The organism is Vallitalea sp. (genome assembly GCF_025211055.1).
Lineage (GTDB): Bacteria > Bacillota > Clostridia > Lachnospirales > Vallitaleaceae > Vallitalea.
In genome coordinates this window covers 76513-103187 of the sequence record NZ_JAOARO010000088.1, presented here as the reverse complement: position 1 = coordinate 103187, position 26675 = coordinate 76513, and the positions used below count along the sequence as shown (strand labels likewise).

At 29.1% G+C, this 26675-nt stretch carries 22 protein-coding genes; 8 read left to right on the top strand and 14 right to left on the bottom strand.

What is annotated here, in order from left to right:
* The first annotated feature begins 206 nt into the window (after nt 1–206).
* Nucleotides 207–1724: an FAD-dependent oxidoreductase gene (locus N4A55_RS13810; RefSeq protein WP_293757399.1), complete on the top strand. Its 1518-nt coding sequence runs from the start codon at nt 207–209 to the stop codon at nt 1722–1724.
* A 57-nt stretch (nt 1725–1781) separates the two neighbouring features.
* On the opposite strand, the gene N4A55_RS13805 is transcribed toward N4A55_RS13810, so the two are convergent.
* On the bottom strand, nt 1782–2249 hold the full coding sequence (locus N4A55_RS13805; protein WP_293757397.1) for an NUDIX hydrolase: 468 nt from the start codon (nt 2247–2249) through the stop codon (nt 1782–1784).
* A 20-nt stretch (nt 2250–2269) separates the two neighbouring features.
* On the bottom strand, nt 2270–2887 hold the full coding sequence (locus N4A55_RS13800) for an NUDIX hydrolase (protein ID WP_293757396.1): 618 nt from the start codon (nt 2885–2887) through the stop codon (nt 2270–2272).
* 393 nt (nt 2888–3280) lie between these two features.
* On the opposite strand from N4A55_RS13800, the gene N4A55_RS13795 reads away from it, so the two are divergent.
* The 4 genes from N4A55_RS13795 to N4A55_RS13780 all read left to right on the top strand — a co-directional run bounded on the left by N4A55_RS13795 (nt 3281) and on the right by N4A55_RS13780 (nt 6548).
* Nucleotides 3281–3655 (top strand): DUF1292 domain-containing protein, encoded by a 375-nt coding sequence (locus N4A55_RS13795; protein ID WP_293757394.1) that lies wholly within the window; start codon nt 3281–3283, stop codon nt 3653–3655.
* A 286-nt stretch (nt 3656–3941) separates the two neighbouring features.
* On the top strand, nt 3942–5063 hold the full coding sequence (locus N4A55_RS13790) for a hypothetical protein (RefSeq protein ID WP_293757392.1): 1122 nt from the start codon (nt 3942–3944) through the stop codon (nt 5061–5063).
* A gap of 15 nt (nt 5064–5078) precedes the next feature.
* Nucleotides 5079–5708: a hypothetical protein gene (locus tag N4A55_RS13785; RefSeq protein WP_293757390.1), complete on the top strand. Its 630-nt coding sequence runs from the start codon at nt 5079–5081 to the stop codon at nt 5706–5708.
* 201 nt (nt 5709–5909) lie between these two features.
* On the top strand, nt 5910–6548 hold the full coding sequence (locus N4A55_RS13780; RefSeq protein ID WP_293757388.1) for a hypothetical protein: 639 nt from the start codon (nt 5910–5912) through the stop codon (nt 6546–6548).
* A gap of 114 nt (nt 6549–6662) precedes the next feature.
* Here the strand turns inward: N4A55_RS13780 and N4A55_RS13775 are convergent, their stop codons facing one another.
* From N4A55_RS13775 to N4A55_RS13765, 3 genes are read right to left on the bottom strand one after another with little or no spacing between them, the layout of a single operon-like run.
* Nucleotides 6663–7910: a glutamate-5-semialdehyde dehydrogenase gene (locus N4A55_RS13775; RefSeq protein ID WP_293757386.1), complete on the bottom strand. Its 1248-nt coding sequence runs from the start codon at nt 7908–7910 to the stop codon at nt 6663–6665.
* A 60-nt stretch (nt 7911–7970) separates the two neighbouring features.
* On the bottom strand, nt 7971–8522 hold the full coding sequence (locus N4A55_RS13770; protein WP_293757384.1) for a 5-formyltetrahydrofolate cyclo-ligase: 552 nt from the start codon (nt 8520–8522) through the stop codon (nt 7971–7973).
* Complete coding sequence (locus N4A55_RS13765; protein WP_293757382.1) at nt 8519–8728, bottom strand: DUF896 domain-containing protein; 210 nt, start codon at nt 8726–8728, stop codon at nt 8519–8521. Before N4A55_RS13765 ends, N4A55_RS13770 begins: the two co-directional genes overlap by 4 nt.
* A gap of 237 nt (nt 8729–8965) precedes the next feature.
* On the opposite strand from N4A55_RS13765, the gene N4A55_RS13760 reads away from it, so the two are divergent.
* Nucleotides 8966–9928 carry a hypothetical protein gene (locus tag N4A55_RS13760; RefSeq protein ID WP_293757380.1) on the top strand — a complete coding sequence of 321 codons (963 nt, stop codon included), beginning with the start codon at nt 8966–8968 and terminating at the stop codon, nt 9926–9928.
* 72 nt (nt 9929–10000) lie between these two features.
* On the opposite strand, the gene proB is transcribed toward N4A55_RS13760, so the two are convergent.
* Nucleotides 10001–10798: a glutamate 5-kinase gene (gene proB / locus N4A55_RS13755; RefSeq protein WP_293757378.1), complete on the bottom strand. Its 798-nt coding sequence runs from the start codon at nt 10796–10798 to the stop codon at nt 10001–10003.
* 218 nt (nt 10799–11016) lie between these two features.
* Here proB and N4A55_RS13750 point away from each other — a divergent pair, with 218 nt between their 5' ends.
* Nucleotides 11017–12519: a carboxypeptidase M32 gene (locus N4A55_RS13750; protein ID WP_293757376.1), complete on the top strand. Its 1503-nt coding sequence runs from the start codon at nt 11017–11019 to the stop codon at nt 12517–12519.
* 69 nt (nt 12520–12588) lie between these two features.
* Here N4A55_RS13750 and N4A55_RS13745 read toward each other — a convergent pair whose 3' ends face one another.
* From N4A55_RS13745 to N4A55_RS13720, 6 genes are all read right to left on the bottom strand, one after another.
* Nucleotides 12589–15663 (bottom strand): fibronectin type III domain-containing protein, encoded by a 3075-nt coding sequence (locus tag N4A55_RS13745; RefSeq protein ID WP_293757374.1) that lies wholly within the window; start codon nt 15661–15663, stop codon nt 12589–12591.
* Nucleotides 15664–15704: 41 nt separating this feature from the next.
* Entirely contained in the window at nt 15705–17153 is a 1449-nt protein-coding gene (pelG, locus tag N4A55_RS13740) for an exopolysaccharide Pel transporter PelG (RefSeq protein WP_293757372.1), read from the bottom strand.
* The gene (pelF, locus tag N4A55_RS13735) at nt 17141–18565 is read right to left on the bottom strand and encodes a GT4 family glycosyltransferase PelF (RefSeq protein WP_293757370.1); all 1425 of its coding nucleotides are present in this window, start codon (nt 18563–18565) and stop codon (nt 17141–17143) included. The genes pelG and pelF overlap by 13 nt, the downstream gene beginning before the upstream one ends.
* A 115-nt stretch (nt 18566–18680) precedes the next feature.
* The gene (locus tag N4A55_RS13730; RefSeq protein ID WP_293757369.1) at nt 18681–20489 is read right to left on the bottom strand and encodes a DUF2194 domain-containing protein; all 1809 of its coding nucleotides are present in this window, start codon (nt 20487–20489) and stop codon (nt 18681–18683) included.
* A complete protein-coding gene (locus N4A55_RS13725; RefSeq protein WP_293757367.1) occupies nt 20489–21283 on the bottom strand; it encodes a hypothetical protein in 795 nt (264 codons plus the stop codon). Before N4A55_RS13725 ends, N4A55_RS13730 begins: the two co-directional genes overlap by 1 nt.
* 153 nt (nt 21284–21436) lie before the next feature.
* Nucleotides 21437–23647, bottom strand: coding sequence for an NAD-dependent epimerase/dehydratase family protein (locus N4A55_RS13720; protein WP_293757365.1), 2211 nt, complete (start codon nt 23645–23647; stop codon nt 21437–21439).
* A gap of 287 nt (nt 23648–23934) precedes the next feature.
* Here N4A55_RS13720 and N4A55_RS13715 point away from each other — a divergent pair, with 287 nt between their 5' ends.
* A complete protein-coding gene (locus tag N4A55_RS13715) occupies nt 23935–24747 on the top strand; it encodes an endo alpha-1,4 polygalactosaminidase (protein WP_293757363.1) in 813 nt (270 codons plus the stop codon).
* Between the two features lie 56 nt (nt 24748–24803).
* Here the strand turns inward: N4A55_RS13715 and N4A55_RS13710 are convergent, their stop codons facing one another.
* Together N4A55_RS13710 and N4A55_RS13705 are read right to left on the bottom strand one after the other, a co-directional pair.
* A complete protein-coding gene (locus tag N4A55_RS13710; protein ID WP_293757361.1) occupies nt 24804–26399 on the bottom strand; it encodes an NAD(P)/FAD-dependent oxidoreductase in 1596 nt (531 codons plus the stop codon).
* Between the two features lie 135 nt (nt 26400–26534).
* Nucleotides 26535–26666 (bottom strand): hypothetical protein, encoded by a 132-nt coding sequence (locus N4A55_RS13705; RefSeq protein ID WP_293757359.1) that lies wholly within the window; start codon nt 26664–26666, stop codon nt 26535–26537.
* Nucleotides 26667–26675 lie beyond the last annotated feature (9 nt).

Genomic DNA, 26675 nt, shown 5'->3' with positions numbered 1-26675 from the left:
CAATAATATGTTAGAACGTTTGTTCCTATTATACTTGATTTTACCACCTATTACAAGTTTTACTACAATCTTTCCGTGGCTTTTATTTAAAATATATTTTTAATACAATTACTTAATAGTAATTAGCGAGACCCATTATAAAATTATGATTAACCAACAAATGACTTGGAAATAACTATAATATATTTATTTAAGGAGGGACTAAATTGTACGAATCTGACTCATATTGGATTACATCAACGCCTTCAACTAATTATCCTACTCTAGATGAGGATATTTCTGTGGATTGTGTTGTAATTGGAGGAGGTATTACTGGAATAACCACAGGTCTTTTATTGCAACAGCAAGGTCTTAAAACCGTTATAATAGAAAAAAATAAAATATGTCTAGGAACAACAGGGCATACAACAGGTAAAATCACATCAGGACATAATCTTATATACTCCTACCTTATAGATACTTTTGGTAAAAAACTTGCTAAACAATATGCAGACGCTAATCAACAAGCCATAAGATTTATTATTGATACAGTTAAAAGATATGATATTGATTGCGACTTATGTATTGAACCCTCTTATGTATATACTACTGATAAAGACAAAGTAATAATGATAAACAAAGAATTGGTAGCGGCACTTAGTCTTGGATTACCAACAGAATATGTTGATTTGACTGATCTTCCATTTGGTATTGAAGGTGGCATTAGATTCTTAAATCAAGCCCAGTTCCATCCTAGAAAATATGTATTAGAACTTGCTCGTATTTTTGAGGAAAATAGAGGAACTATTTATGAAAATACTCAAGCAATAAATATTGAACCCAAAAAAAGTATTGTTACAACTACCTCTAATTCCATAACTGCCAAAAACATTGTTATAGCAACTCATTATCCCTTTTATTCAAAAAGTCATTTGTATTTTGCTAAGATGTCTCCTTATACCTCATATGTTGTTGGTGCTTCAGGTAATACAAAATTAAAAAAAGGCATGTATATTAGTTGCGATAGAGATATACGCTCTTTTAGATATCTAGACACTGATAATGACAGGTTATTATTTATAGGTGGACAATCTCATAAAACAGGTCAAAGTGAAGATGAGAATTATAATTACACAATTTTAATGGACTATATTAATAAATTATATAATGATGTTTCTATAGATTACAAATGGCTAGCACAGGATTATATTACTATAGACAAAGTACCTTACATTGGTCTTTTATCTAATGATTATGATAATATTTTCGTAGGGACAGGATATGGAAAATGGGGTATGACAAATGGTACAGTTGCAGCAATGATTATCAAAGACTTAATAACCGAGGGAACCAATCCTTGGAAAGATGTATTTAATCCATCCCGTTCTTTTACTCTTGATAGTATAAGAAACATGTTTGCAGATTCAGTTAATACTAGTGGAGAATTTATTGCAAGCAGATTCAAAAACAGTAAAGAAGAGATAGATAACTTAAAACCCACTGAAGGTAAAGTTATAAAAGTAGATAATATAATCATTGGTGCATATCGTGATGAAAACAATAGATTATATCTACTAGATACTACCTGTCCACATATGAAATGTAAAGTACAATTCAATGATGCTGAAAAAACATGGGATTGTCCTTGTCATGGTTCAAGATTTAACTATGATGGAACATTCATTGATGGACCTGCCAATAGAAATCTGAAAAAAATAGAATTGGAGACTGAGGATTTTTATTAGAATTATGTCATTAGATTACTTATAATGGGGAGCTGTCGTATACAGCTCCCTTATTTTTTAAATTAATTTATTGTTTATCTTATATATAATGTCTTCTACAACACATTTGATTGGCGGACTTATCTTATCTGGCAAGTTGTTTACATCAAAGAATTTTATGTCTTTTGTTTCAATACCATCAATTTTGATTTCACCTTCAAAAGTTCTAGTATAATAAGTAATGCAAACCATATATACTTCGTCTCCATTAGGGTATATATAGTGTTGATTAGGTCCAGAATATATATTGAATAATTTCAAATCAAACACTGTTAACCCAGTCTCCTCAAAAACTTCTCTTATTGCTGCATCTTCAACTGTTTCTCCTAATTCTATTGCGCCACCAGGTAACCCCCAGGTGTCATTATCACATCTATACTGCATTAAGAACCGGTCATTACCATCAATCAATACAGCTCCTGCTGTACTTAAGATTATAGGTCTATTCCCAACTTCTTTTCTCAGTTCGTGTATGTAATCTCCCATTTATTAAATCCTCCGAATCTTTAGTCAAATATAGGCTCTAACAGTTCTTTTCCTCTAGCATCAAAACACATCTCAATCTGTTCTTTTGTATTCCTGCCTAGAGATAACTGGGGTAAATTATTAGAATCAAAAAATTCAGCCTCACAAGTCTCTATGTTATTTATGTACTCCCCTTCAATATAATCACATTCAACAAAAATTTTATATATAGAATAAGGAAAATCATCATTAACATATTTATTCCTGTCAAGAACAGCTATAATACGTTTTGTTGATACTACAGCTCCAGCTTCTTCCATAGATTCTTTTTTAGCATTTTCCGATACACTAAGGTCTATATCAGCATATCCTCCGGGTAGTGACCATTTATTGTCCTTCTTTTCTTTAACCATTAATATCTTGTTATTTTTGAATATAACAGCTCTAACATCTATTTTAGGCGTTTGATAGCCTGTTTCATTAGCGAAAAGTGACCTGATTTTTGTATTACTGATCTGGGTATATTGACTCATTATTTCAACACTGATTTCTCTTATTCTCTGGAATCTTTCAATATCAAATTCATTTTTTGAATATGCCAGACCTGATTGTGATATTGCCTGTAGTTCTTTAGCCCATTGTAACCATTGTTTCTCCATCTTATAGCCCTCCTTACTTGTTATATCATAGAACATCTTTTATAACTTATTTCATTATATATTTTTTTATCTTATTTGTATATACTAGGATATTTTAATTATATAGTAAATAGTAGAAGATAATTTGATTCTATAATATATTTGATAAGGATAATTTTTCATTAGAGGGGAAAAATATAGATAATAAAGTTTAATATTCGTAATTATCTTTTAATAATATGTTATAATTTTTTGCTTTAATTATGAGTATATATGTAATATAATAATTAGGTAGATTCAACCAATTAATATTAAACTTTTTTAGTATGATACCTGGCATTTATTTTTGATAGTGAATGCTAAGTAAAAAAACAAAATATAATTAGTAATAATTATATGGACAGGAGAATTATAATGAATAAAGAACATAACCATGATTGTAATTGTAACCATGACCATACTTCAAAACATGAAGATTGCCATTGCCATGACCACGAAGATGATTGTTGTAACCACGAACATGAACACCACCATGAGACTATAACATTAACTTTGGATAATGACGAAAATATTGAATGTCTAGTATTAGGTGTCTTTGAAGCAAATGAAAAAGAATATATTGCTTTACTTCCAGAAGACGAAGATGACGTTCTACTTTATAGATATTCTTCCTCAAACGACGAAGACGTTGAACTTGCAAACATTGAAGATGACGATGAATTTGATATAGTATCCAAGACATTTATGCATTTGATTGAAGAAGAAGATAGCAATGAGGACGATGAATAATAAAAAATAAAGGGCGATTTCATAATACATTTAAGTCAAATGTTATTATGGGTTGCCCTCTTTTTATAATTAGTTTCTCACTTGTCCATTTCTATATATTATATATTAATGATTATTCTTTTTATAATGATATGTTTTATTAATATTTAAGTAACATTATGTCGTTATATGTCATGTTTTATGTCCTGTTATTATTATATTTTGACTTTTTTCACATTTTATGCTGTTATAATTTTTATCATATAATTAATTATATGATAAAAATAATAACAAGGAGAGATATATTATGATTTTTAACAACAATTTAAAAAAATTATTAAGTTTCATTTTAGCATTTGCAATAGTTATTTCAATAACAAATAATTCATATGCAAAAGTACCACTAACAAATAAGGATTTTATTACTGCTGAAGAACTTGTATTCGAAGAAAATGTGAAAACTGACGAATATTCTAGCTTTGAACTTAAAACAGAATATATGCAGGAAGATAAAACAGTATATAATTGGAAAGTTAATGATGATACAAGTTCAATAACATTGGTTATGAAAGGTATACAGAATAATGTAGAAACTTATTCTCAAGAATTTCTTATTTATTTGGATGAAATAAAAAGTTTCAACCCTAATATTAACTTAACGACTATCAATAATAATGATATAATTGAATATATTAAACATCTATATTCTGAGAATTATTCTACTAATATAGACCTTACTTATAATAATAAAGATATATCTGATGTTACAAACGAATCTTCTCTAGATAAGTATGATATGGTAGATGGCTCTTATGTTTTACAACCTATATTTAATACCTACTTGTTTGCTGGAGCTTTTGGAGCTGCATTATTGAGTTTTTTAACAGCTAATTGGGCTATAATAGTTGCTGTTCTTGTTATAGCAGTAGTAGTTATAACAACTGCTTATATGTTGTATAACTATCTTAAAAAAACATGTACTGATACTGAAGACATGCATGAAACAGTTTCTCTACATAAACATATAGCACTTGAAGATGTAAGAGAGATAAGAAGACCACAAAATAAACTTGCTGCATATTATTCTCCAAGTTGTAATAATATGTTGGTCGTTTATAGAGTACCAATTGGTTTTAAAGCAACTCTTAATGGTCTTATGAGTGCTGATTCACGATTCACACGTGAATATACATTAAAAGATTATGATATTGGTGCTTTCAAACTATTAGTTTTATACGATTTCAAAACTAATAAGATATTCCATGCAGAAGTAAGGTTTGGATTATTCGCTAATAAAGCTATAGAAAAATTTAGATATTATAATTCTATGATTCAACAAATATATCCCGAACAAAAAATTGACCTGAAATATAATAACCCTTGCCCAAATGAATATAAGCATGTTAGTGATATACAAATTAATAAATAAAGGATTGATTGAATAATGAGTACTATCCCTTATGTTAATAAATTAAAAGCATTAAATAAATCGTTGCATTTGGAATATATGTTAGGAGCTTATCCTCATAGTGATATTTTTTCAGATTTAATTGAAGAAAAAAAATATCTAGAAGTTGCTGATATATATGAATTAATTGGATTAAATTGTTTGAACATCTATTCATTAGATAATTTCAAAAATATTAATGCAGATATGTTTTATATAAACAGCCGAAGTCTCAATATTAGCTGTTTATATCATTATACCTTTGGTGATAAAGAGTATGCCAAAACTCTAGCTAAGATTAATTATGAAAAACATCATAAATATTACTTGGAATTATTGAATCCTAATAGCCTAATACCCATAGGATATAAAGATGGATCTTATGTTGCCCATGACCTAGAGCTATTAGGCGATATATGCATGTTTTTTGATAATAAGTTATCAGAAAAACATTATATGAGAGCCATCGAGCTATACAAAACCTCTGATGTATATGATGCCGAATGGTATTTAGGTATTGATTTAAATTATGAAGAAGCATTAAGAATTTGTTTTGATTTTGATGCTAGAGGTAATATGCCAGATCGAATTACTTATAAAATGAAATTGTATGAAATTATTAAATAAAGCTATGGTTATAGTATCAAAAGCAAGTTCTCTAATGAATGTACCATATATTGTGTTTAGTAGAACCATCCAAACACAATATATGAACATTCAAGTTCAACTATATACTTTTGACACTATAACCAACTATTGATACCAAATAAAAAATATTTAAATTACCCATTTGTTATGCATAGAAAATATTAAAGGATTGATAAAATAATGATTACTACAAAGTACATTGATAAATTAAAAGATTTAAATAGAGCCGTACATTCAGAGTATATGTTCGGTGTTGACGCTTATACTACTATTTTTTCAGACTTGATTGAGGAGCAAAAATATGTAGAAGTTGCTAATATACATGAAATAATGGCACTAAATTTTTTGAATACATATTCATTAAATAATTTTAAAGATGTTATTGGAGATAGTTTCTATATAAACAGCAGAAGTCTTAATATAAGCTGTTTATATCATTATGCATTTGGTGATAAAAATTATGCCGAAAATCTAGCAAAAATGAATTATGCCAAACATTATAAATATTACATGGAAGTAATTAATCCTGATAGTGCAATAGACAAAAAATATAAAGATGATTTTTATGTTGCCCATGACCTAGAATTATTAGGCGATATATGTATTTTTTTTAATAAAAAATTATCAGAAAAACATTATAAGCAAGCTATCCAGTTATATGAAACTTCTACTGTAGCTGATGCTGAGTGGGCTTTAGACATTAATCTTGTTCATTATGATGAGGCATTAAAAATTTGTTTTGATTTTGATGGAAATTTAATAAATACCATGCCTAATAGAATTGCTAAAAAAAAGAAGCTATATGAAATTATTAAATAAACCAACAAAACAAAAAATCATTAGTTAAACCTACCCTTTTTTACCTCATTGGCAATAAATTGGGTAGGTTTTTATTTAAAATGCTTTAGAATATATTAGAAAAAACTAACAATACTAATTTCTTACTTGTCCATTACCATATATCACATACTTAGTAGTTGTAAGTTCTCTAAGTCCCATAGGGCCTCTTGCATGAAGTTTCTGTGTACTTATACCTATTTCAGCACCAAAACCAAATTCATAGCCATCTGTGAACCTAGTAGAAGCATTAACATATACTGCTGCTGCATCTATTTCATTAAGAAATCTTCTAGCATTAGTATAACTTTCTGTAATAATTGATTCTGAATGCTTAGTAGTATTATTATTAATATGATTAAGTGCTTCATCAATATTATTAACCACTTTTACGGATATCTTGTAATCCAAGTACTCTGTTCTATAATCTTCTTCAGAAGCTTCTTCAATATCTGTTACTATAGTTTTTGCAACAGTATCCCCTACAATAGTTACATTATACTCTCTTAGAGCCTTACAAGCCATAGGTAAAAACTCTTTTGCGACATCAGCATGAACTACAAGACTTTCACATGCATTACATACTCCTGGTCTTTGTGTTTTTGCATTAACAAGAATATCTTTTGCCATTTCTAGATTAGCTTCCTTATCGACAAAGATATGGCAATTACCTACACCTGTTTCTATTACAGGTACAGTACTGTTGTTTACAACTGCTTGAATTAGCCCTGCACCACCTCTTGGAATTAAGACATCTAGATATTCATTGAGTCTCATCATCTTTGTAGCTGTTTCTCTACTGGTATCTTCAATAAGTGATACTGCATCACTTGGCATATCTGCACTGACAAGTGCGTTTTTAATAATTTCAATAATCTTAAGATTAGAGTTTATAGCTTCCTTGCCACCTCTTAGGATTACTGCATTTCCTGTTTTAAAACATAAAGCAAAGGCATCTACAGTAACATTTGGTCTTGCTTCATATATTATTCCAATAACACCAAGTGGTACTATTTTTTTCCCTATCTCTAAATCATTAGGTCTTTTTTTCATCCACATGACTTCACCAATAGGGTCATCTAATTGAATAATCTGTTCAATTCCTTCAGCCATAGATTTTATACGGTTAGAATCAAGAGTCAATCTGTCAACCAAAGAACCTTTTATACCATTTTTTTCAGCACTTTGGACATCAATTTTATTAGCCTCAATGATAGCTTTTTCATTTAATAATAAAGCATCAGCAACCGCTTTCAATCCTTTGTTTTTATCGCTTGAAGAAAGTCTTGATAAAAGATAACTCGCTTTTTTGGCTTTTTGCCCTTTGATATTTAATTCTTCCATGTCTATTCACCTCTTAAATTATTAGTCTAGTATTTATTAAGACGTATTCATTTATCTTATTTAAAGTTCTTGAGATTCTGTAAAAATATAATCTGGCTTCACATCATAAACATCGGATGGAATATTATCTAATAGTTGATAATCATAACAAATAGCGACTATATTAAATGACTTTCTAAACTTGAATAGATATCTATCATAATAACCTCCACCAAAACCAATTCTATTTTTGGATTTATCAAAGACTACACCAGGCATAATGAATAAGGATTTTCCTGTTGGTACACCTTCAATCAAAGTTTTAGGTTCCAATATATTGAATTTACCTCTTTTCAAATCCTTCATTGAGTTAATATAGTAAAATCTGATAATACCCTTTTCTTCAACTTTGGGAACAGCAACTAATTTATTATCATCCCAAGCTTTTTTTATTATATCTAAAGTATCCACTTCATTAAAGTTACTTACATATATAAATAGATCATAAGATTCTTTATATACCCTGTTATTTATTATCTTATTATATATTGCCTTACTTTTTTTAATAACATCATCCTTAGACATTTTACTTCTTTTATCTAAATATCTCTCCCTTAATTCTTTTTTAATCATTTTTTGTGTTTAGGCTTTAAGGGAGTAATATTGCCTTTTTCATCCTTTAATTTTATTGTACTCATAGTACTTTTGAAATTTTTTCTTACAGCATTTAGATACTCTTCTCTAAGGAGTGATTGTTCAATCTTTTCTTCATCAGTAAGTCCTTCGATTTTATTTTTTTTATAAAGTTCATTAATACGGTCGATTTTTTTCTTTTCCATATTTTCCTCCTGTCATTCTTATATCACTAAATAGTCATATTACAGTTATGTGCTTATTACATCTATTCTAATCTCTTATAAGTAACTAATCAAGTTGTTTCTTAAAAAAATATATAAATTAATAATAATAATTATAAATTATTTTATTTTTTTTTCAACTATATTTGTATTTTTTCCTAGTTAATATCAAATAATAAGTTTAGTCCAACAATATTTCATTACTTTGGAGTGAATAATATGATAAAAAGAATAATGGTACCTTTATTAATATTTATAATGATTTCAACTAGTTGTTCAAATAGTGAACAAAAAGATGAAAAGGCAAATTCAACCCTTGTGAATAAGTCATTAAAATATCAGTTAGTCAATATAACTGATGAGATAATTAATCTTTTGGAAAAAAAAGATTATATTAAATGTTATGATGAATTAATGGATTTTCATGAGAAAGCAAATGAAGTGGGAATATACTATATAGCAGATAATGATGAAAATGCCATTGATTTTAAAACTTTAATTAATGAGTTAAGTAAAAATATATCCGATGAAGCTGATAAGCAAAAAATACAAAAAGTTGCAATTGATGTTGAAAAAAGTAAGATAAAAATCTTAACTCAAATGGCATCAGAAGGTGGTGGCAAAGAAGAATCATCTGGGTCACAAGGTGAAGATGGCTCTAAATCTAGCGGTTCAAGTGAAGAAAGCAGTGATGACTCTTCAAGTAGTAGCTCTGATAGTGAATCTAGTTCTGGCAAATCAGAATCTCAGCCATCAGAAGATATTATACTTCCGCAAGAAGAATTATTAAAAAATTATCCTGAATTACTTACTACAGATAATGATCTAGCTATTCAAAACAAAGCATCTGATCTGTATAAATACTGTAGTTATATATTAACATTAGAAGAAAATGATAAAAAAGCTGGCTTAATCAAGTTAAAATATTACTTATATAAGATTAAGAATTTAGCTAAATTAAAGAAATTCAATGATATTGATAAGTTTTACATCAAGCTAGAAAGCGAATGGAAAATGGAGTTAGAAAATGCTCAAAAAGTTAGTGAAAAAGATGCTAAGATTGTTAATTCCATTATTGATAATTTAATGAGTCAAATCAAAGAAAAAAATATACCAGTAATTGATATATCTAATAAAATAGCTGTAAAATCAATTAATAACTTAATTGATAAAACCAGTTAAAAAGTTAAAACACACATGATAACAATAAACCTTGAAAATCATATTTATTTTCAAGGTTTATTGTGCATTATCTTATTTTGATATAAATAATGTACCTATCTGCTCTCCATATACTATTTTTTCAATAACATTATCAACACTAGCATTAGCTATAACCATATCAATTCCATTGTTTGTAGCAATTTTTGCTGCAGCTATTTTGGTAGCCATACCACCTGTTCCAACCACTGAACCTGCACCACCTGCCATATCCTGTACATCATCAGTTATCTCAGATACTTCAGTAATAAGTTTGGCATCCGTATTCATTCTTGGGTCTTCTTCATATAGACCATCAATATCAGATAATAAAATTAATAAATCAGCTCCTACCAACTTACTTACTATAGCTGATAATGTATCATTATCTCCATAAACAATCTCTTCTGTAGCTACAGTATCATTTTCATTGACAATAGGAATTGCACCCATTTTTAATAATGCATTCAGAGTATTTTGTGCATTCTGTCTTCTAATAGGTTGGTCTATGAGATTTTTGGTTATAAGAATCTGAGCTACATTTTGATTATATTCACTAAATATCTTCTGATAAATCATCATCAAATTTGCTTGTCCTACTGCTGCTACAGCTTGTTTTTCCTCTAAACAATTAGGTCTGCTTGATAAATTCATTGTTTTAGTTCCTACAGCAATAGCACCTGATGTAACCAATATTACATCTTTTCCCATGTTTTTTAGATCAGTTATCTCTCTAATCAATCTTTCCAATCTAAAATAATTCATTTCACCTGTTTCTTCATAAGTTAATGATGATGACCCGACTTTAACTATTACCTTTTTCTTGTCTTTCAATCTTTCTCGTACAGTCATTATATATTCCACCTTATATTTTTAAGTGATTTATGTATTTTTATAACGTAATAGCACTTTATATAGTTTTTTACTATATTACAGTAATAAACTTCTTCTATTTTACATGACAATGTTAAAATAATCAAGGAAAATAAGTTCCATTATATTTATTTTATTGTTATAATAGGCTTATGGAAAAATTAGGTTCCAAATAATAATATGAGAGGTGATATCGTATGGATATTAAAACAGCCATTAGTAAACTTAATGAAGCTGATGACAAACTACACGCTATTGAGCATGCACTTGCTCTTATACAATGGGACGCTGCAACTGGAGCACCAAAAAACAGTGTAGAAGGAAGAGCTAAAACTTTATCTATATTAACAGGTGAATACTATAAGACTCTTGTAAATGATGAATTAAATGAGCTTCTATCTCTATTAGAGGATAACAAAAATGAACTTGAGTATTTAACACTTCGTAAAGCAGAAGAGTTTCGTAATGAATATGATAAAATAGCAAAAATACCTGTTGAGATAGTTACAGAATATACAGAAGTTAGGGCTAAAGCTAGCGCTGCTTGGGAAGACGCTAAAATTAAAAGTGATTTTTCTATATTTGCTCCACATCTCGAAAAAGTTATTGAATTCAGTAAGAAATTTATTGAATACAGAGGTTACACTAAACACCCTTACAATACTTTATTAGACGATTATGAAAAAGGATTGACTACTGATGATTTAGATAAATTCTTTAGTGAACTTAAGAATTCTATTGTACCTCTAGTTGCTAAAATCAAAGAATCAAAAGTTACAATCAACGATGATTTTATCAAGAAAACATACCCAACCAAAGAACAAGAAGCACTTAATAAAAAATTACTGAAATCACTTGGGTTCAATATGGATTCTGGTATGATGGCAGAGAGTCAACATCCATTTACTACTAATTTCAATAAAAATGATGTTAGAATAACAACTCATTACTTTGAAAATAATCTTTTACCAGCACTATATAGTACATTACATGAAGGTGGTCATGCTATATACGAACAGAATATTGGTGAAGAATTGAATTTCACATCACTTGGTACTGGTACTTCCATGGGTATACATGAATCTCAGTCTCGTTTTTTTGAAAATATAGTTGGAAGATCTCATTCTTACATAGAATATCTATATCCAATTATAAAAGAGGCTTTTCCAGAACACTTTAAGGATGTTACATGTGAAGACCTTTATGAAGCTGCTAATAAATCTGAACTTTCTTTAGTCAGAACTGATGCAGACGAACTTACTTATTCACTTCATATTATGATTAGATATGAAATAGAAAAATTACTATTTGAAAATAAGATACTAGTAAGTGATTTACCAGAAATATGGAATAAAAAATATAAAGAATATATGGGATTAACTCCACAAAATGATGCTGACGGTATTTTGCAAGATGTGCATTGGTCAGAAGGACTATTCGGCTATTTCCCATCATATGCACTTGGTAATGCTTATGCTTCTCAATTTGCCAATAAGATGAAAGAAACAATAGATTTTGAAAAAGATCTTAAGCAAGGTAATTTAGAAAATATCAGAGAATGGTTGAAAGAAAACATCCATAAATATGGAAAATTATTAACTCCAAGTGAGATAATAGAAAACGCAACTGGGGAACCACTTAATGCCAAGTATTATATTGATTATCTAGAAGATAAATACAGCAAAATATACGATCTATAATTTAAATTGATTATTAAATCGATAATCCAAACACTGAAAAAGAGAGGCTAACCTCTCTTTTTTTCAGACTTATTCCCATTTATTGACAATTACCATCTCACTACCTTCTTTTGGTATATTCTTATCTACATTATCGCTGTATCCTAATTTTATTATATCAGAATTCTTCATACCAATATAACCTTTAACCAGTTTGATCTCATGAACATTACCTTTCTTAATGCTAGTAATCTCTCTTATATATTCAAATGACCAATTATCACCATCACCTACATACTTATGAAGATATCCGTTAATTACCACATAATCTACTCCACAATCTACCCAATTAGAGTTTCTATATCCTGTTTTATTATCATTGTCCACATCAATATAGATATAATTCTCCTTACTTACTTCTTTTTCCTGTACCATGATATTCAAATAGTACTTATCAATATAAGCATATAAACTAATAATTTCATTATCTGCAACTGGCTCTATCCCAATCCAATCAGTTGTTATCCCATCAAGTTTAATATGTGGTTCTAAAGCTATCAATGTCTTTGTAACTTTCTCACTCCAACCACTAGTTGTATAAGAATTCTTGCTGCGAATACGATATGTATACTCTTTTCCTGCTTGGACATCCATATCCTTATAGCTAGTTGAATCTACCTGAATAATTTTATTATTTTTTTCAATCTCATAAGAAGTAGCTCCTTTTACTCCTTCCCATTCTAAAGAAATATAATCAATTGTAGGTTGAACAACTACAGACGAAGGTGTTTCTAAATCTTGGTATACTGCCCCAACATGATTAGCCTTAATCATTCCCTGTAAAGCTGAAGGTAAATATATGACATCATTATTAATAAACCCAATCATTAATTCATTCTTATTGCTATTATCCAGTAACTGAAAATCTATATATCCTTCTATCATATTGCTCTCTGAAATGATATTAGCTTCACCAATATCTTTCCAAGACCAATTTTCTCCATTACCTGTATACTTAGAAACATAGTTTTCATATAACAAGTAATCAGCGCCTGACTGCTGCCATTCTAATACATTATAACCAGTACTGCTACCATCAACATCTAAATAAATATTGCTTTCACCATTCAATTTTTCTCCTTGTATAAGAAAGTACAGACCTTTTTTATCTTGTAATGTATAAAGTTTTACATTATTTTTTTCATCATAAGCACTCAGCATAAGTTTATTCCAATCTTCAGACCTGCCATCAACACTAATCTTAATATTGTCAGCCAATGTCTTCCTCGTGAATGGTTGGCTCCATGAACTGATTACATCATCATTAATAGCCCTTATTCTATATGAATACGTGGTGTTTGGAATTATATCTATATGTTTATATTCACTTTTTTGACTGGTACCAATTATCTTGCCATTAACTTCTATTTCATACTTTTGTGCGCCATAAACAGGTTCCCACTTCATATCAATACTCCTAGACCCTGAAAGAAGTTCTACCTGCTCTGGACTATATAACTGTTGAGCAATATCAGTTAAGACTTTATATCCTGATATCATGTCTTTTCCTTCAGATGGTATACAGTTATTATCATCTAACATGAACCCTAATCCAATCTCACGAGGTTTTTTGAAATCAAATAGTGATATATCTATTTTAACTTCTATTATTTCTTTTGTCTTAACAACAGACGCTTCTCCCATTGGATACCATTTCCAATCACTTCCATTACCTATATATCTACTGATAGTTTTACCATCAATGAGATAATCTGCTTTTGGATAATTCCATGGCAGGGATTTGTATCCAACACTATTTTCATTACCACTATCAATATATATAATATCGTCATTACCCATATCGGGATTAATTACTAGCAATCCAAGAGTATTATTAGTCCATGCAGTATAAATACCACTAGTTAGCTTGTCACTAGCCAATTCTTTATATAGATATGTCCAATCATTGATCTTTCCATCAACCTTTATCTTGCCAGGTACTGGATTCATGGAATGTGTCTGTAATACCCATTTCTTACTCCATAGACTATTTCTTTCACTTGATTTTGCCCTTATACGATATGTATGATTGCTGCCTGGCTCAAGCCCTGTATGTCGATAGAAATTTTCTTTTTCAAGATTAATAATCTTATTATCAACTTCCATTTCATAACCCTCAGCCTTGTCCACACCTTCAAATTTTATTATTATTTTAGAAGCTGTGATTTCTGTACCTAGTAAGGCAGGTGGTTTTATAGCTGATAAATCATATAGAATCTCTTGGCTAACAAAAAACATTTCATTGCTCTTATCAGGTATATGAATATCTTCTCCAAGTGAATATCCCATTCTTATATCTAAAACGTCAGTGATACCCATACTAGCAAGTGGGATAATGAATTCTGCTATATTGTTCCCTATAAAATAATCAATATCTGTCATGTTATCCCATAACCAATCTGACCCTTTTCCTTTATATTGATATAATGTAGAATCACATACCATAAATTCAACACCTGTACCTATCCAACCAGTTTGAATATAACCTGTATTCTTATTACTATCACAATCAATATAAAAACAGTGTCCATCTTGAATCTGTTCCCCATGCACCATTAAATACATATTGTCATTATCGTAGACAACAGTTATACCTAACTGTTCATTTGAAAATAAAGGATTAATACCCTCCCAATCACTTATAGCCCCATCCATCTCTATTTTTTCATCGAGAATTATTTTTTCTGGTTTTTTTGGTATACCATATATTGATTTGCTCCACTTGCCAATACCATATTTATCAATGGATCTTATATTATATGTATACCTAATACCTGGCTTAATACCCTTATGGATATATTCATTAGTACTTGTACTTACAACTGCTTCATCATTAATCTTAATCTCATAAGCAGAAACATCTTGTATAGGTTCCCATGACAATTGAATACCATTAATATGTTCCTCAATAACTATCTTACTAGGTGGTACCGGAGGCTTAATCAAATCAACTTCCTCCTGTTCAAGCATGGAATCTTTATTTAATTCATCATTATCAACAATCATACTATCGTGCTTATATTTATCTCCACTGAATAACATAAATAAAGATATAGTAAAAATTACACACAATAGAATAAAAGGAATATATCTTTTTATCTTCAAACTAAGCTCCCCTTTTTGATTTTATTCTGATAGATATTGGTTTATTTTTCTGTATGCTCTTTGTATAATACTTTTACAATCCTATGAAATACACCAGAATTTTCTCTTGCGATTACTGGCTGCGAACAAAATGTATGATAGTCAATTTCATTCAAATAATTGGTTAATCTTGTTACCGCTATTGAAAATCCAATTATGGAAGCAATAAAAAAACCAAAACCATAATATACCTCCCCTAACCTTATGGAAACCTGAGTCAATAGAATGTTCCCAATAAAGAAAATGGATATAATCATTGCAGCACCTTTTCTATCTTCAAAGTATAACATGATAAGCATAATAAAAAACATCATAAAACAGCAAAACGAACCTAATGATAAGATAATGAAAATATTCAATGATAAACCTGTTACACCAACATACGGCAAGAAGATATTTCCTAAAATCATACAAAGAAGAGATATAAAAAATTGTATCTCTATTAATTTTCTTATCTCCTGCCAAAGAACAAAAATCATTCTATCTCTTGCTTTAGATATTTCCATACCATTACCACCTGTGGTAATTAGACTATAGTACTCTTTATACCTATCATAAAAGGAAGTCTCTACATTAACAACAAATATAACCGTAGCTGGTAATACAGTTAAAAAAGCATAAAAGACAGCTACATCATATACTGGTGCAAAAACATATGTTTCAAAAATAGTTACACCTAGATTACTTCGCCAAAACAGGAAATTATGTCCATATATACCCAATGTATAAAAAAATGATACATATATTAATGAAGCATATTTATCTATATATTTAATAAATACAAAATAATCTTTACCAAGTTTATTAAAATATTTGATGATATAATAAGTCAATATGGATACTATCACAAAAAAACCTACATCCATCCCAATTAATATAGACATGGTAACATCCAACCGTAGTACACTAAGACAAACATAGACTGTTATTACAGTAATTAAAATTCCATATAAGAATCCCTTAACAATTCTCATATAATCCCTAAAAGCAGATAAGTAAACTGTCTGTAACCATAGGATAATAAGTTCCATGAATAAAATATAAGGTGGAATCTTATATCTTATTTGAAGAGGAGACCTTGCGTAAAATACAAATCCCAAAACTCCTCCAATAATTAACGAGAGGGTTATGACGCCCAAATAAGATGCATTTATCTTATTATATTCTTTTTTATATAATAAATCTGATACATATCTTGTTATGACCATAGAGAAAATACTAGTAATAATCTGTGAAAAAACAAAAGGATACACAATTGATCCTATAATCAATTGTTTTTGTAAATAAGGTAGTTTAACTGCATTCATAAATAATTGTATAAACACAATAAGACATGTACACATAATAATCGGTCCTGTTGTAACAATAGTTGAGAAAAAATACGCTCTAAGTTTATATAAATATCCTTTGTCACTAAACAGTTTTTTCAACCTAAAACCTATTCCTGCCATTCTTCCACCAACCTATTATATAATTTGTCATACTGATCAATAAACATATCATGTGTGTAAAAATGAGATACCCGTTCATATCCATTTTGTCCCATCTGTTCTCTAAGTTCTTTATTTTTACATAGTTTCACCACTGCTTTTCCTATTTCTTCATAATCCATTACTGGCACTACTAATCCTGCCAAGCCGTAATTATCCTCTTCATTTCCATATAAAAGCTCTTTACAGCTACCTACATTGGTAGTGACAAATGGTTTCTTACATGCCAATCCTTCAAGTATAGCTAAAGGCTGTCCTTCACTTATACTGGTTAATACAAGAATATCCATCTTGCCAAGATAATCTATTATGTTAACTCTCCCAGTAAATATAATATCTTCAACCTTAAGTATATCAACTAGACTTTGACATTCCTCATAATACTCTGGCTCTTCATCAATTGGTCCCATAATATAGAATCGTACATTAGGGATTCGTCTCTTCACATAAGAAAACGCTTCTATCATAGTCTTAATATCTTTTATAGGTACAACTCTAATGATAGCTCCTATGTTTATAAATTCATCATCTGGTTGTTTTTGAGTTATATCCTTATATTTATCTACATCAATACCGTTATGAATAATCATTGTTTTTTCTTTTTCACAACCAATATCTATCTCAATCTCCCTATTTTTTTCAAACAAACTAACTACTTTACAAGCACAATCATAAGAACAATTACCCAGTAGATTAAAAAAATCAATCCATATATCTTTTAGATATCCTTTCACCCAATCAGCCTTGATAATTTCTTCTTCCCTTTCTCTTGAATAAATGCCATGTTCTGTTAATAGAAAAGGCTTATTATACAAAGCACTTCCCAAACTAGCAATAATACCGGCATAACCAGTTGCAACACTATGGTAAATATCTGCTTTTGGTATATCCTGCACAAGTAGATTGAATAATGGTAGTAACATTGACCTTATAGTCCAAAAATATTCCGTAAATGGAATATGAGCATATTTATTATCATAGACTTGTTTTATAATGTCAAAAAAACTCTTACTCATAAAAAATTCTGATACATTCTTGAAACCGATATTCCTAATGCATATAAAAAATTCATACCAATCAATATTTTCTCCACATAATATATCAGATATAATTTTCGTATGTATAGGATCTATTTTATATCTTTTTCCATACTTACCTTTTTCTTTTAGAAATTCATCAAGAAAAATTTCTTTAATTTCTGTAGTATTATCGTGGATTTTATATAAATATTTACCTCTTTGTGCCTCTTTAGCACCTATACAATAAAGAATGAATTCATGCTGTGGAAAATTACTTATTAATGCATCAATCCACGAAGAAACCCCACCTATAACATAAGGATAACTTCCCTCTGTAATTAGACATATCCTCATATTATCCATCCTTTCTTTCTATTTTAATTATCTATACACCCATTTTAAAAGTTCAATATATTTCTCTTGATTTTATAAGTAGAATTAATTAATTAATTTAATTCTACTTATATATTTAGAATTTGACAGCAAATTCAGGCTCTTTTGTATGAACCAGATATACATCTTTATCAATTTCTATTACTGTGCAACTAATAGTTTTCTTTATTTCTTTTTCTGTCCGTAGTATAAAATACATATCTTTTCTAAAATTTGTCATAAAACCATAAATCTCATCTTCATTCTTGACAAATTTTACATCACATTGTAAGTACTTTTTTAATTCTTCTGCTGCTTGTGAAGCAGTCATACTTCTTAGCCATCCATATTTATCTTTTATGTCTTTTAACATTTCATTATATTGTTCTTTCATTTCCTCCCAAGAATATCCCATATTTCTTTTTGGATCCAAGATATCATCAGGATGAATGAAATGTGAAAACACACCAAGCAAATTAATAGTTGTATATATAAACCAATCTTCACCTTCCTCATTGATATAATCATATGTTATACGGGGTAATTCAATTATTTGATCCTTAGCGATTTCAAACTCCTGAACATAAGCATCAGATCCTTCCCCAGCAAGGTATAAACTAGCTAAGATATTCATACTAGGAACAGCTTCCTTAATAGCTGCTCTTCCCATAGGATGTAATATATTAGATGGTGGTACATAAACTTTGAAATTATAATAAGGAAATACTTCCTTAGAAAAACGATTAATTTCCTTTAATGCTTCCTTCATGTCTTCAGTACTTTCCCATGAGTTATATCCCAAATCTTCTTTTATAAAACCTTCTGGTGCAAAAGATTGATGATTATAACCATGAAAACCAAGTTCTCCATTATTTTTCAATAATTCTCGTCCATACATAATTAAATTATCTTTTGTATCATAACTTCCTGAGTCAAATGGAGGGGTTACATCATCATTATAAGTTTCAATAATTACTCCTGTATATTTGACATCATATAACTTAGCACCTTTTAATATATCAGGCCACCAAACTCTTTTGTAGAATTCTTCAATTGTAAGACCATAGTCTCTATATATGTTTTCATTAAATCCACTAGGAATAGGTGAAGGGAAATCATCAATATAACATATTTTGGCATTAAGAATGGGATAAATATAATCTTCAACTAATAATCCCAAAGCTCCTGCTAATATCCCTCTGTTTTCCTTGCCTTCTAAACATGTTCCATTAAAAATCATAAACTTACCTTTTTTATAATCAATATCCCATAAAAGAGGTATAGAATCAGCTGTTTCTGCATAAACAGTTGTACCTTTGCTTAGTGTAACATCTCTCATTGAATTAGTTATAGCATTATTATTGAGTTTATAGCCATCATTTTTAATAAGCAAGTTATCTTTTAACAATATACCGTTAGATTCAACTGTTTTACCTGCTTCTTCAATACCAAAGATTGTATTAATAAAACCATCAGTAGTGGTATGATAGACTATAAAAGCATGTCCACCATCAGCCACATACCTTTCTAAATCTTCAAATGATGAAAAAGTTTCCATATCCGATGTTACCACTATGGTTTCGTAACTTTGATTAATAGTTTTTACATCTTTTACTTCTATTAGATCATAATCTTTTTTCATATACTCATATGTTTTTATTACATTGTCTTTTACTAATTCTCCACCAATTGAATTTTTATCATAGATTATTAAATGTTTTTCAAATAGTTCTTTTTCAATATCATTAATATGCTGAGAATTAAGTAATCCATAATTCTCAATCTTATTGTACTCATTAACGTTCTTTATTAATTTTAGAACATACCCTGAGTGCATACCTCCATACGCAATACCCATAATACCTATTAAAATTATAATTATGTAAATAACTGTCTTATTTTTCATTAAGTCATCGCCGTCCAGAATCTAATTTTATTAAGCGCTTCATTTGATAAACTGATAGGAAGTTCAACTAGTTGTTCAATCGTCTTATTCAACATATCATAATCTTTGAGACTATAATACAATTTCATATATAAGAGATATGGATCTTCTAGCTTTTCAAACTTGTCTAGAAACAAATTACAGAAGTATCTTGCTTGCTGATAGTCTTCCATATCCAAATCTATATTAATTTTCATTATATAGTACTCTTTCTCTTTTGTACCTAAATTAATAATCTGTGCTAATAATTTTGAATAATCATTTCTAAATCTTTTTTCCATTTGTCTTTCCATAAGACCACTATCTATATAATCTTTTAAAATACTGATGTACTCTCCTATTAATTCACTGTCATTGTTATTTTGTTCATATTTAACAGATATCTCTTTTATCTTATTTTCAAATTCACTCTTAATCTGCATGATTGCACTTGCTGCATAATGGCTTGTTTCTGTATCTTCATCTTGCAAAGCTAGTTTTAACCCATTGACATTACTTAGTCTTTTTTCTTTAACCATATTAATGACTAAATCTCGTTTTACTATATTATCATTAAGAAGAAGAGCCTCTTCTATTGGAATAATATCTCTTTTATTATTCCAATCAAATATGGAATAATCACTTGAAGATGTTATCTGATTAAAATCAAAATCATGTTCTTTACCTTTACTCCTAAGACTAATATCAATCACTATAAAGAAAACAAATCCAATAATAGGAAGAACCATCGTGATTACTAATCTTATAATTACCATTTGCCGACTTTTTTTATAAAAACACAGACTATATAAGATACAGATACATGTATAAATCATAAAATAGTATTTGTAATTTATTAATTCCAAATTATTCATCTAACCATTCCTTTGTAACATATTATTTTACTTATAATTTATAAAGTGTAATGGTTATGCACTTAAAAGCTTTTCACTTTCAACAATAGTTACATAGACGTCATTCATTCTAAATCTCTCTATAACAAGCGGGGCATCCTCTTGGTCAATATTAGATAAGAGTATATAGACATTATTATCTTCATCCATACATAGATAATCCGTTTCTCTTATAACTTTACTAAGTCTACGTGATAATAACTTATAATATTCTTCATCTGTCTTATCTGTAGAATGCTCTACTGACAATACCATATAATCAATTTCAAAACTTATTCTAGCTTTTTCCTTACTTTTTAGTAAATTGAAAAATGCTTCTCCTTGAAGAAATCTAGTATCCTCTTTGTATCTCATATATTTTGTATCTTCTTTATAACGATAAGCTCTTGATAATGAACTGGAAATAAGTCTCATAACTACATGAAATAAATTCTCATAATATAGTGATAATTCTTCAAATTTAACATTATGTATTGATACAATGCCAACTACATCTTCATTATCATATACTGGCGAAATAAGAATAGGAATATTAGGTTTCAGTTTTCGATTAACATAAACACCTTTATTATTAATAACATCTTGTATCTCATCATAATCACTAACTTTAACGGAAACTGGAATACTTTTACCCAGTTTTTTTGACTTGGCTACTAGCCTCATAAAACTTTTTGTATTGTCTAATATATATAAAGTTACTCTATCTGTTTTCATTATTTTCTCGATTACATTGATAGCTCCTGTATAAATATCCTCTACTTCAACACTCTCTAATTTTGCTGTAGTCTCATATATCTTAGCAAAGCTGTCATTGGAATCAATAATTTGGTTTTCCAATTTGTTTTTTTGTATAAGAATACTGTCATATATTTGATTAAGAAAAGAATAATCTTCTAGTGACTGATCATATGCCTCGTTGGTAAATCTAATATCTCTGTTTTTACGATCAATAACATAACCTATAATAAGACCAATAAGTATATAAATAGATAGATGAGTAATATTATCCACATTATAAAAAAATGATATAATATCTCTTCCAGTATATAAATACAATACTATCTGCAACAAACAGCTTAGAGCTATTGCAATACTAACTTGTTTTATACCATAAACAATCCCAATAAGTATAATATAAATAAGCTTATAATCCCAGTAATAATTATACGCTATATCTTCACGTAATATCTGCATATAAGAAAAAACAGCAATAATCATAAATCCTATGAAATTTTCGAGATAAGGTAATATCTTATGACTGTTTTTTTCTGTATTATCTACCTTAGTTTTGGTAATATCCTCAGCTCTATCATTATGGATATTATTCCAAACCAAAGTCTTTTTCAATCCTTCTTCCAAAGAATATTTGGGTTTCCAATTAACTGTATTAATCAATAGGGAATTATCTAACCTATGTTGTCCAATGTTTCTAATAGAATCTACATAAGTTACATTATCAATATCCGTAACTTTCTTTAGATGCTCGAAAATATCCTTAAGACTATTTTCTGTATTGGTAGATAAATTAAATGTACCTTCACATTGCCTTGTAGCACATTGATAAATGGCAAAAGCTACATCTTCAACATAAATATAATCCCTTGTTTCATAACAATTATCATTTATAACTAATTTTTCATCATCAGAAACTTTTTGTAAAATATTTGATAAGTTTCCGTTTTGTTTTGGCTGTCTTGGACCATATACATTAGATATTCTAAGAATTACTGTCTCAAGGTTATAACGTTTGCTATAATATTTACAATATCCTTCTCCTGCTTCTTTACTAATACCTAGAGAATTGTGAGGCATAACTTTCATTTCCTCAGTATATGGTCCATTACCTTTATTACCATATATATCTGCTGAAGAAGCAAATATAACTTTAGATACGTTATATTTAGACGAAAGCTCCAATATATTTGATAAACCAAGAATATTAGACTTTGTATATTCATTTAATGACTTGTTAAACTCATGATTCTCTGTTACTGCAGCAAGATGAACAACAACGTCAAATCTATTGCTTCTAAATATTTCTTCGCATTTTTGATCAGTGATATTCAGATTGAATTTTTTGTGTTTTATTGTAGTATTATCTGCCCTACCAGATGACAAATCATCAAGTATATAGATTTTGTATCCTTCTTTATTGAATCTCTCAGCCACATGAGAACCAATAAATCCATATCCTCCAGTTATTAACACTTTTCCTAATGTCTTCATGAAACACTTCCTTAGCTTTTAATATTATAAAAACAATTAAATTAGAATATATTTGATGAAAAGACTTTAACAATAATTATTATTCTGTTAAAATAAATATAAGTTGTTATTGTTAACTATTTAGGCATTTTACTTTTGTATTTAATTATTTTTAATCTATATAATATTAATAATTATAATGTATTATATCATTATCAACTTTTTTTGTAAATTAATTTTGTCGTTTTTGATGTTTCTTAGGGTTTTATGATATTTTGTACGCAATAAATACGAAAGGATATGTTTATATGACAAGATTATTATACCTAATATTAGTGATTCCATTTTTCCTATATTGTTTATCAAGTAGCACACTGGTTAATACTTCCTATGGAGTTTTCATTGGTTCTTCTCCTGAAACAATTAATGAATTTATTGATTTTGATGAGATTGTCATAGATGCTTTCTATTATGATAATGATCAAATAGACACTCTACATAAAGAAAATGTTAAGGTATACAGTTATCTTAATATTGGATCGATCGAAGATTTTCGCCCCTACTATGATTATTTCAAAGATATGACTTTAGATGATTATGAAAATTGGCCTGAAGAAAAATGGTTGGATTTGGCTAACGAAAAATGTCGTAATTACATTATAGATGTTCTTGCAAAAAATTTGTATGATAAAGGTATTGATGGATTTTTCCTTGATAATTTGGATAATTATTACCTATATAATAATTATGAGGTATATACTGGCTTATTAGATATAATAACACGTTTGAACAAACAGTATAATCTACCTCTTATTGCTAATGGTGGTTATGAATTTTTCAATGATTCCTTAAATAAAAATATGAATGTTTCTAACTTAGTTTATGGTGTTAACCATGAATCGATTTTCAGTAAAATTGACTTTGTTAATAATGATTTAATAGAAAATGATAAAGAAGATTGTGATTTCCTTTTAAATCACATTGATAGACTTAATAAAAACGGTGTAAATATATATGTTATCGAATACACCTCTAACAAAAAATTACGCAAAAAACTCTCTAGATACTATATTAAAAAAGGGTATAGTTATTATGTTTCTGACAGCATTGAATTAAATTAAATAAATAGAACTTGTTAATTTTTATCCAATTGAGAATTAACAAGTTCTTTTATTAACTATTTTTTTGTACCCCTATTTGCTACAGCTTCAGCAACTTTAATACCATCCATAGCAGCTGACATGATACCACCTGCATAACCTGCGCCTTCTCCACAAGGATATAATCCTCTTATATTACTTTCGTAATCCTTATCTCGAATGATTCTTATAGGCGAAGAAGATCTGGTTTCAACCCCTGACAAAATAGCATCTTCTCTTGCAAATCCCTTAATTTTCTTATCAAAAGCTATTATTCCCTCTTTTATGGCATCACAAACATAATTAGGTAAACAATCATTAAGATTAGAAAGGGTTGCTTTATCACCTAGAGAAGGATGAACATCACCAATGTTTGTTGATATTTTATTATTCATGAAATCTATGGATTGCTGAATAGGAATATTATAATTGCTACCTCCAGCAATATAGGCTGATTCTTCCCATTTTCTTTGAAAAGCCACACCTGCTAGTACATCATCCTCAAAAAAATCTTCTGGAGTTATATTGACCAAGAGTGCACTATTAGCATTATCAGCATTTCTTAGAAAATTACTCATACCATTAGTAACAACTCTACCCTCTTCTGAACTAGCATTGACAACATGTCCTCCAGGACACATACAGAATGAATATACTCCTCTTCCATTATTACAATGATGTGTTAATTTATAATCAGCAACTGGTAAGCTTTTATGTTCATAACTATTTCCATATTGTGATCTATTAATTAAATCCTGAGGATGCTCAATCCTAAGTCCAATAGCAAATGGTTTCTTTTCAATAAGTATATTATTATCCTTTAACATGGAAAACGTATCTCTTGCACTATGTCCTATTGCAAGAATAACATTCCTAGACTTTATTTCACTTGTATTATTAACAACTACTCCAGCTATACAACCTTCATCAGCCAACAAAGATGTAACCCTACTATTAAATCTTACCTCTCCACCTAAATCAATAATTTTCTTTCTAATGTTTTTTACAACTTTCCTAAGATAATCAGTACCAATATGAGGTTTATTATAGTATAATATTTCTTCAGGAGCTCCACATTCAACAAATTCCTCTAATACTTTTCTATTTCTAAGAAATTTATCCTTAACCATAGTATTTAACTTTCCATCTGAAAAGGTTCCAGCTCCACCTTCACCAAATTGAATATTAGACTTGATAGAAAACTCATTAGTAGCTATAAATCGCTCCACATCCTTCACACGATTATCCATATTTTGTCCTCTCTCTAGGATAATAGGAGCATAGCCATTCTCAGCCAATACAAGCCCGCAAAAAAGTCCTGCAGGACCTGATCCAACTATTATTGGTCTATCCACAAAACTAGCATTTCTATTAGGAAATTCATATTTCTTATTATTAACAAAACAAAGGGAACGATTCCCTTTCTTAGCCAATATTTTATTCTCATTATCAATCTTTATATCAAAGGTATAAACTATCTTTATATCATTTTTTTTTCTAGCATCAATAGATTTTTTCACAATCCTATAAGAAAACTTAATATCCTCATTTATCCTTAATTCTTTTCTTATTCTTCTAGAAATATCATTTTCATTATGATCAAGACCAAACTTAATTTGCTGTAGTCGTAACATCTAACTTATCCTTTCATGATTCAATTTTCTTGCCAATATTTAAGATGAAACCTATATAAGGTATAAATGCAACACAGAGCTTAGAAGGTATAGGGGGAATATGGAGCAGTGAGCCATGGACGGCGAACTCAGCATTTAATCTGGCAGCCCAACTGGACTGTCAGAAATAATAATAAGACTCGATGTCTTTTTATTATTTAATGAACATGGACGTTTAATTAGCTGACGGAATATTCCCCCTATACCTTCTAAGCGACCATAAGCCACTATCATACC

What these genes read in the sequence shown, in the direction of transcription:
- N4A55_RS13805 (WP_293757397.1), bottom strand. Translation starts at nt 2,249, where the DNA reads ATGGGAGATTACATACACGAACTGAGAAAAGAAGTTGGGAATAGACCT.
- N4A55_RS13800 (WP_293757396.1), bottom strand. Translation starts at nt 2,887, where the DNA reads ATGGAGAAACAATGGTTACAATGGGCTAAAGAACTACAGGCAATATCA.
- N4A55_RS13795 (WP_293757394.1), top strand. Translation starts at nt 3,281, where the DNA reads ATGAATAAAGAACATAACCATGATTGTAATTGTAACCATGACCATACT.
- N4A55_RS13790 (WP_293757392.1), top strand. Translation starts at nt 3,942, where the DNA reads ATGATTTTTAACAACAATTTAAAAAAATTATTAAGTTTCATTTTAGCA.
- N4A55_RS13785 (WP_293757390.1), top strand. Translation starts at nt 5,079, where the DNA reads ATGAGTACTATCCCTTATGTTAATAAATTAAAAGCATTAAATAAATCG.
- N4A55_RS13780 (WP_293757388.1), top strand. Translation starts at nt 5,910, where the DNA reads ATGATTACTACAAAGTACATTGATAAATTAAAAGATTTAAATAGAGCC.
- N4A55_RS13775 (WP_293757386.1), bottom strand. Translation starts at nt 7,910, where the DNA reads ATGGAAGAATTAAATATCAAAGGGCAAAAAGCCAAAAAAGCGAGTTAT.
- N4A55_RS13770 (WP_293757384.1), bottom strand. Translation starts at nt 8,522, where the DNA reads ATGATTAAAAAAGAATTAAGGGAGAGATATTTAGATAAAAGAAGTAAA.
- N4A55_RS13765 (WP_293757382.1), bottom strand. Translation starts at nt 8,728, where the DNA reads ATGGAAAAGAAAAAAATCGACCGTATTAATGAACTTTATAAAAAAAAT.
- N4A55_RS13760 (WP_293757380.1), top strand. Translation starts at nt 8,966, where the DNA reads ATGATAAAAAGAATAATGGTACCTTTATTAATATTTATAATGATTTCA.
- proB (WP_293757378.1), bottom strand. Translation starts at nt 10,798, where the DNA reads ATGACTGTACGAGAAAGATTGAAAGACAAGAAAAAGGTAATAGTTAAA.
- N4A55_RS13750 (WP_293757376.1), top strand. Translation starts at nt 11,017, where the DNA reads ATGGATATTAAAACAGCCATTAGTAAACTTAATGAAGCTGATGACAAA.
- pelG (WP_293757372.1), bottom strand. Translation starts at nt 17,153, where the DNA reads ATGGCAGGAATAGGTTTTAGGTTGAAAAAACTGTTTAGTGACAAAGGA.
- pelF (WP_293757370.1), bottom strand. Translation starts at nt 18,565, where the DNA reads ATGAGGATATGTCTAATTACAGAGGGAAGTTATCCTTATGTTATAGGT.
- N4A55_RS13730 (WP_293757369.1), bottom strand. Translation starts at nt 20,489, where the DNA reads ATGAAAAATAAGACAGTTATTTACATAATTATAATTTTAATAGGTATT.
- N4A55_RS13725 (WP_293757367.1), bottom strand. Translation starts at nt 21,283, where the DNA reads ATGGTAATTATAAGATTAGTAATCACGATGGTTCTTCCTATTATTGGA.
- N4A55_RS13720 (WP_293757365.1), bottom strand. Translation starts at nt 23,647, where the DNA reads ATGAAGACATTAGGAAAAGTGTTAATAACTGGAGGATATGGATTTATT.
- N4A55_RS13715 (WP_293757363.1), top strand. Translation starts at nt 23,935, where the DNA reads ATGACAAGATTATTATACCTAATATTAGTGATTCCATTTTTCCTATAT.
- N4A55_RS13710 (WP_293757361.1), bottom strand. Translation starts at nt 26,399, where the DNA reads ATGTTACGACTACAGCAAATTAAGTTTGGTCTTGATCATAATGAAAAT.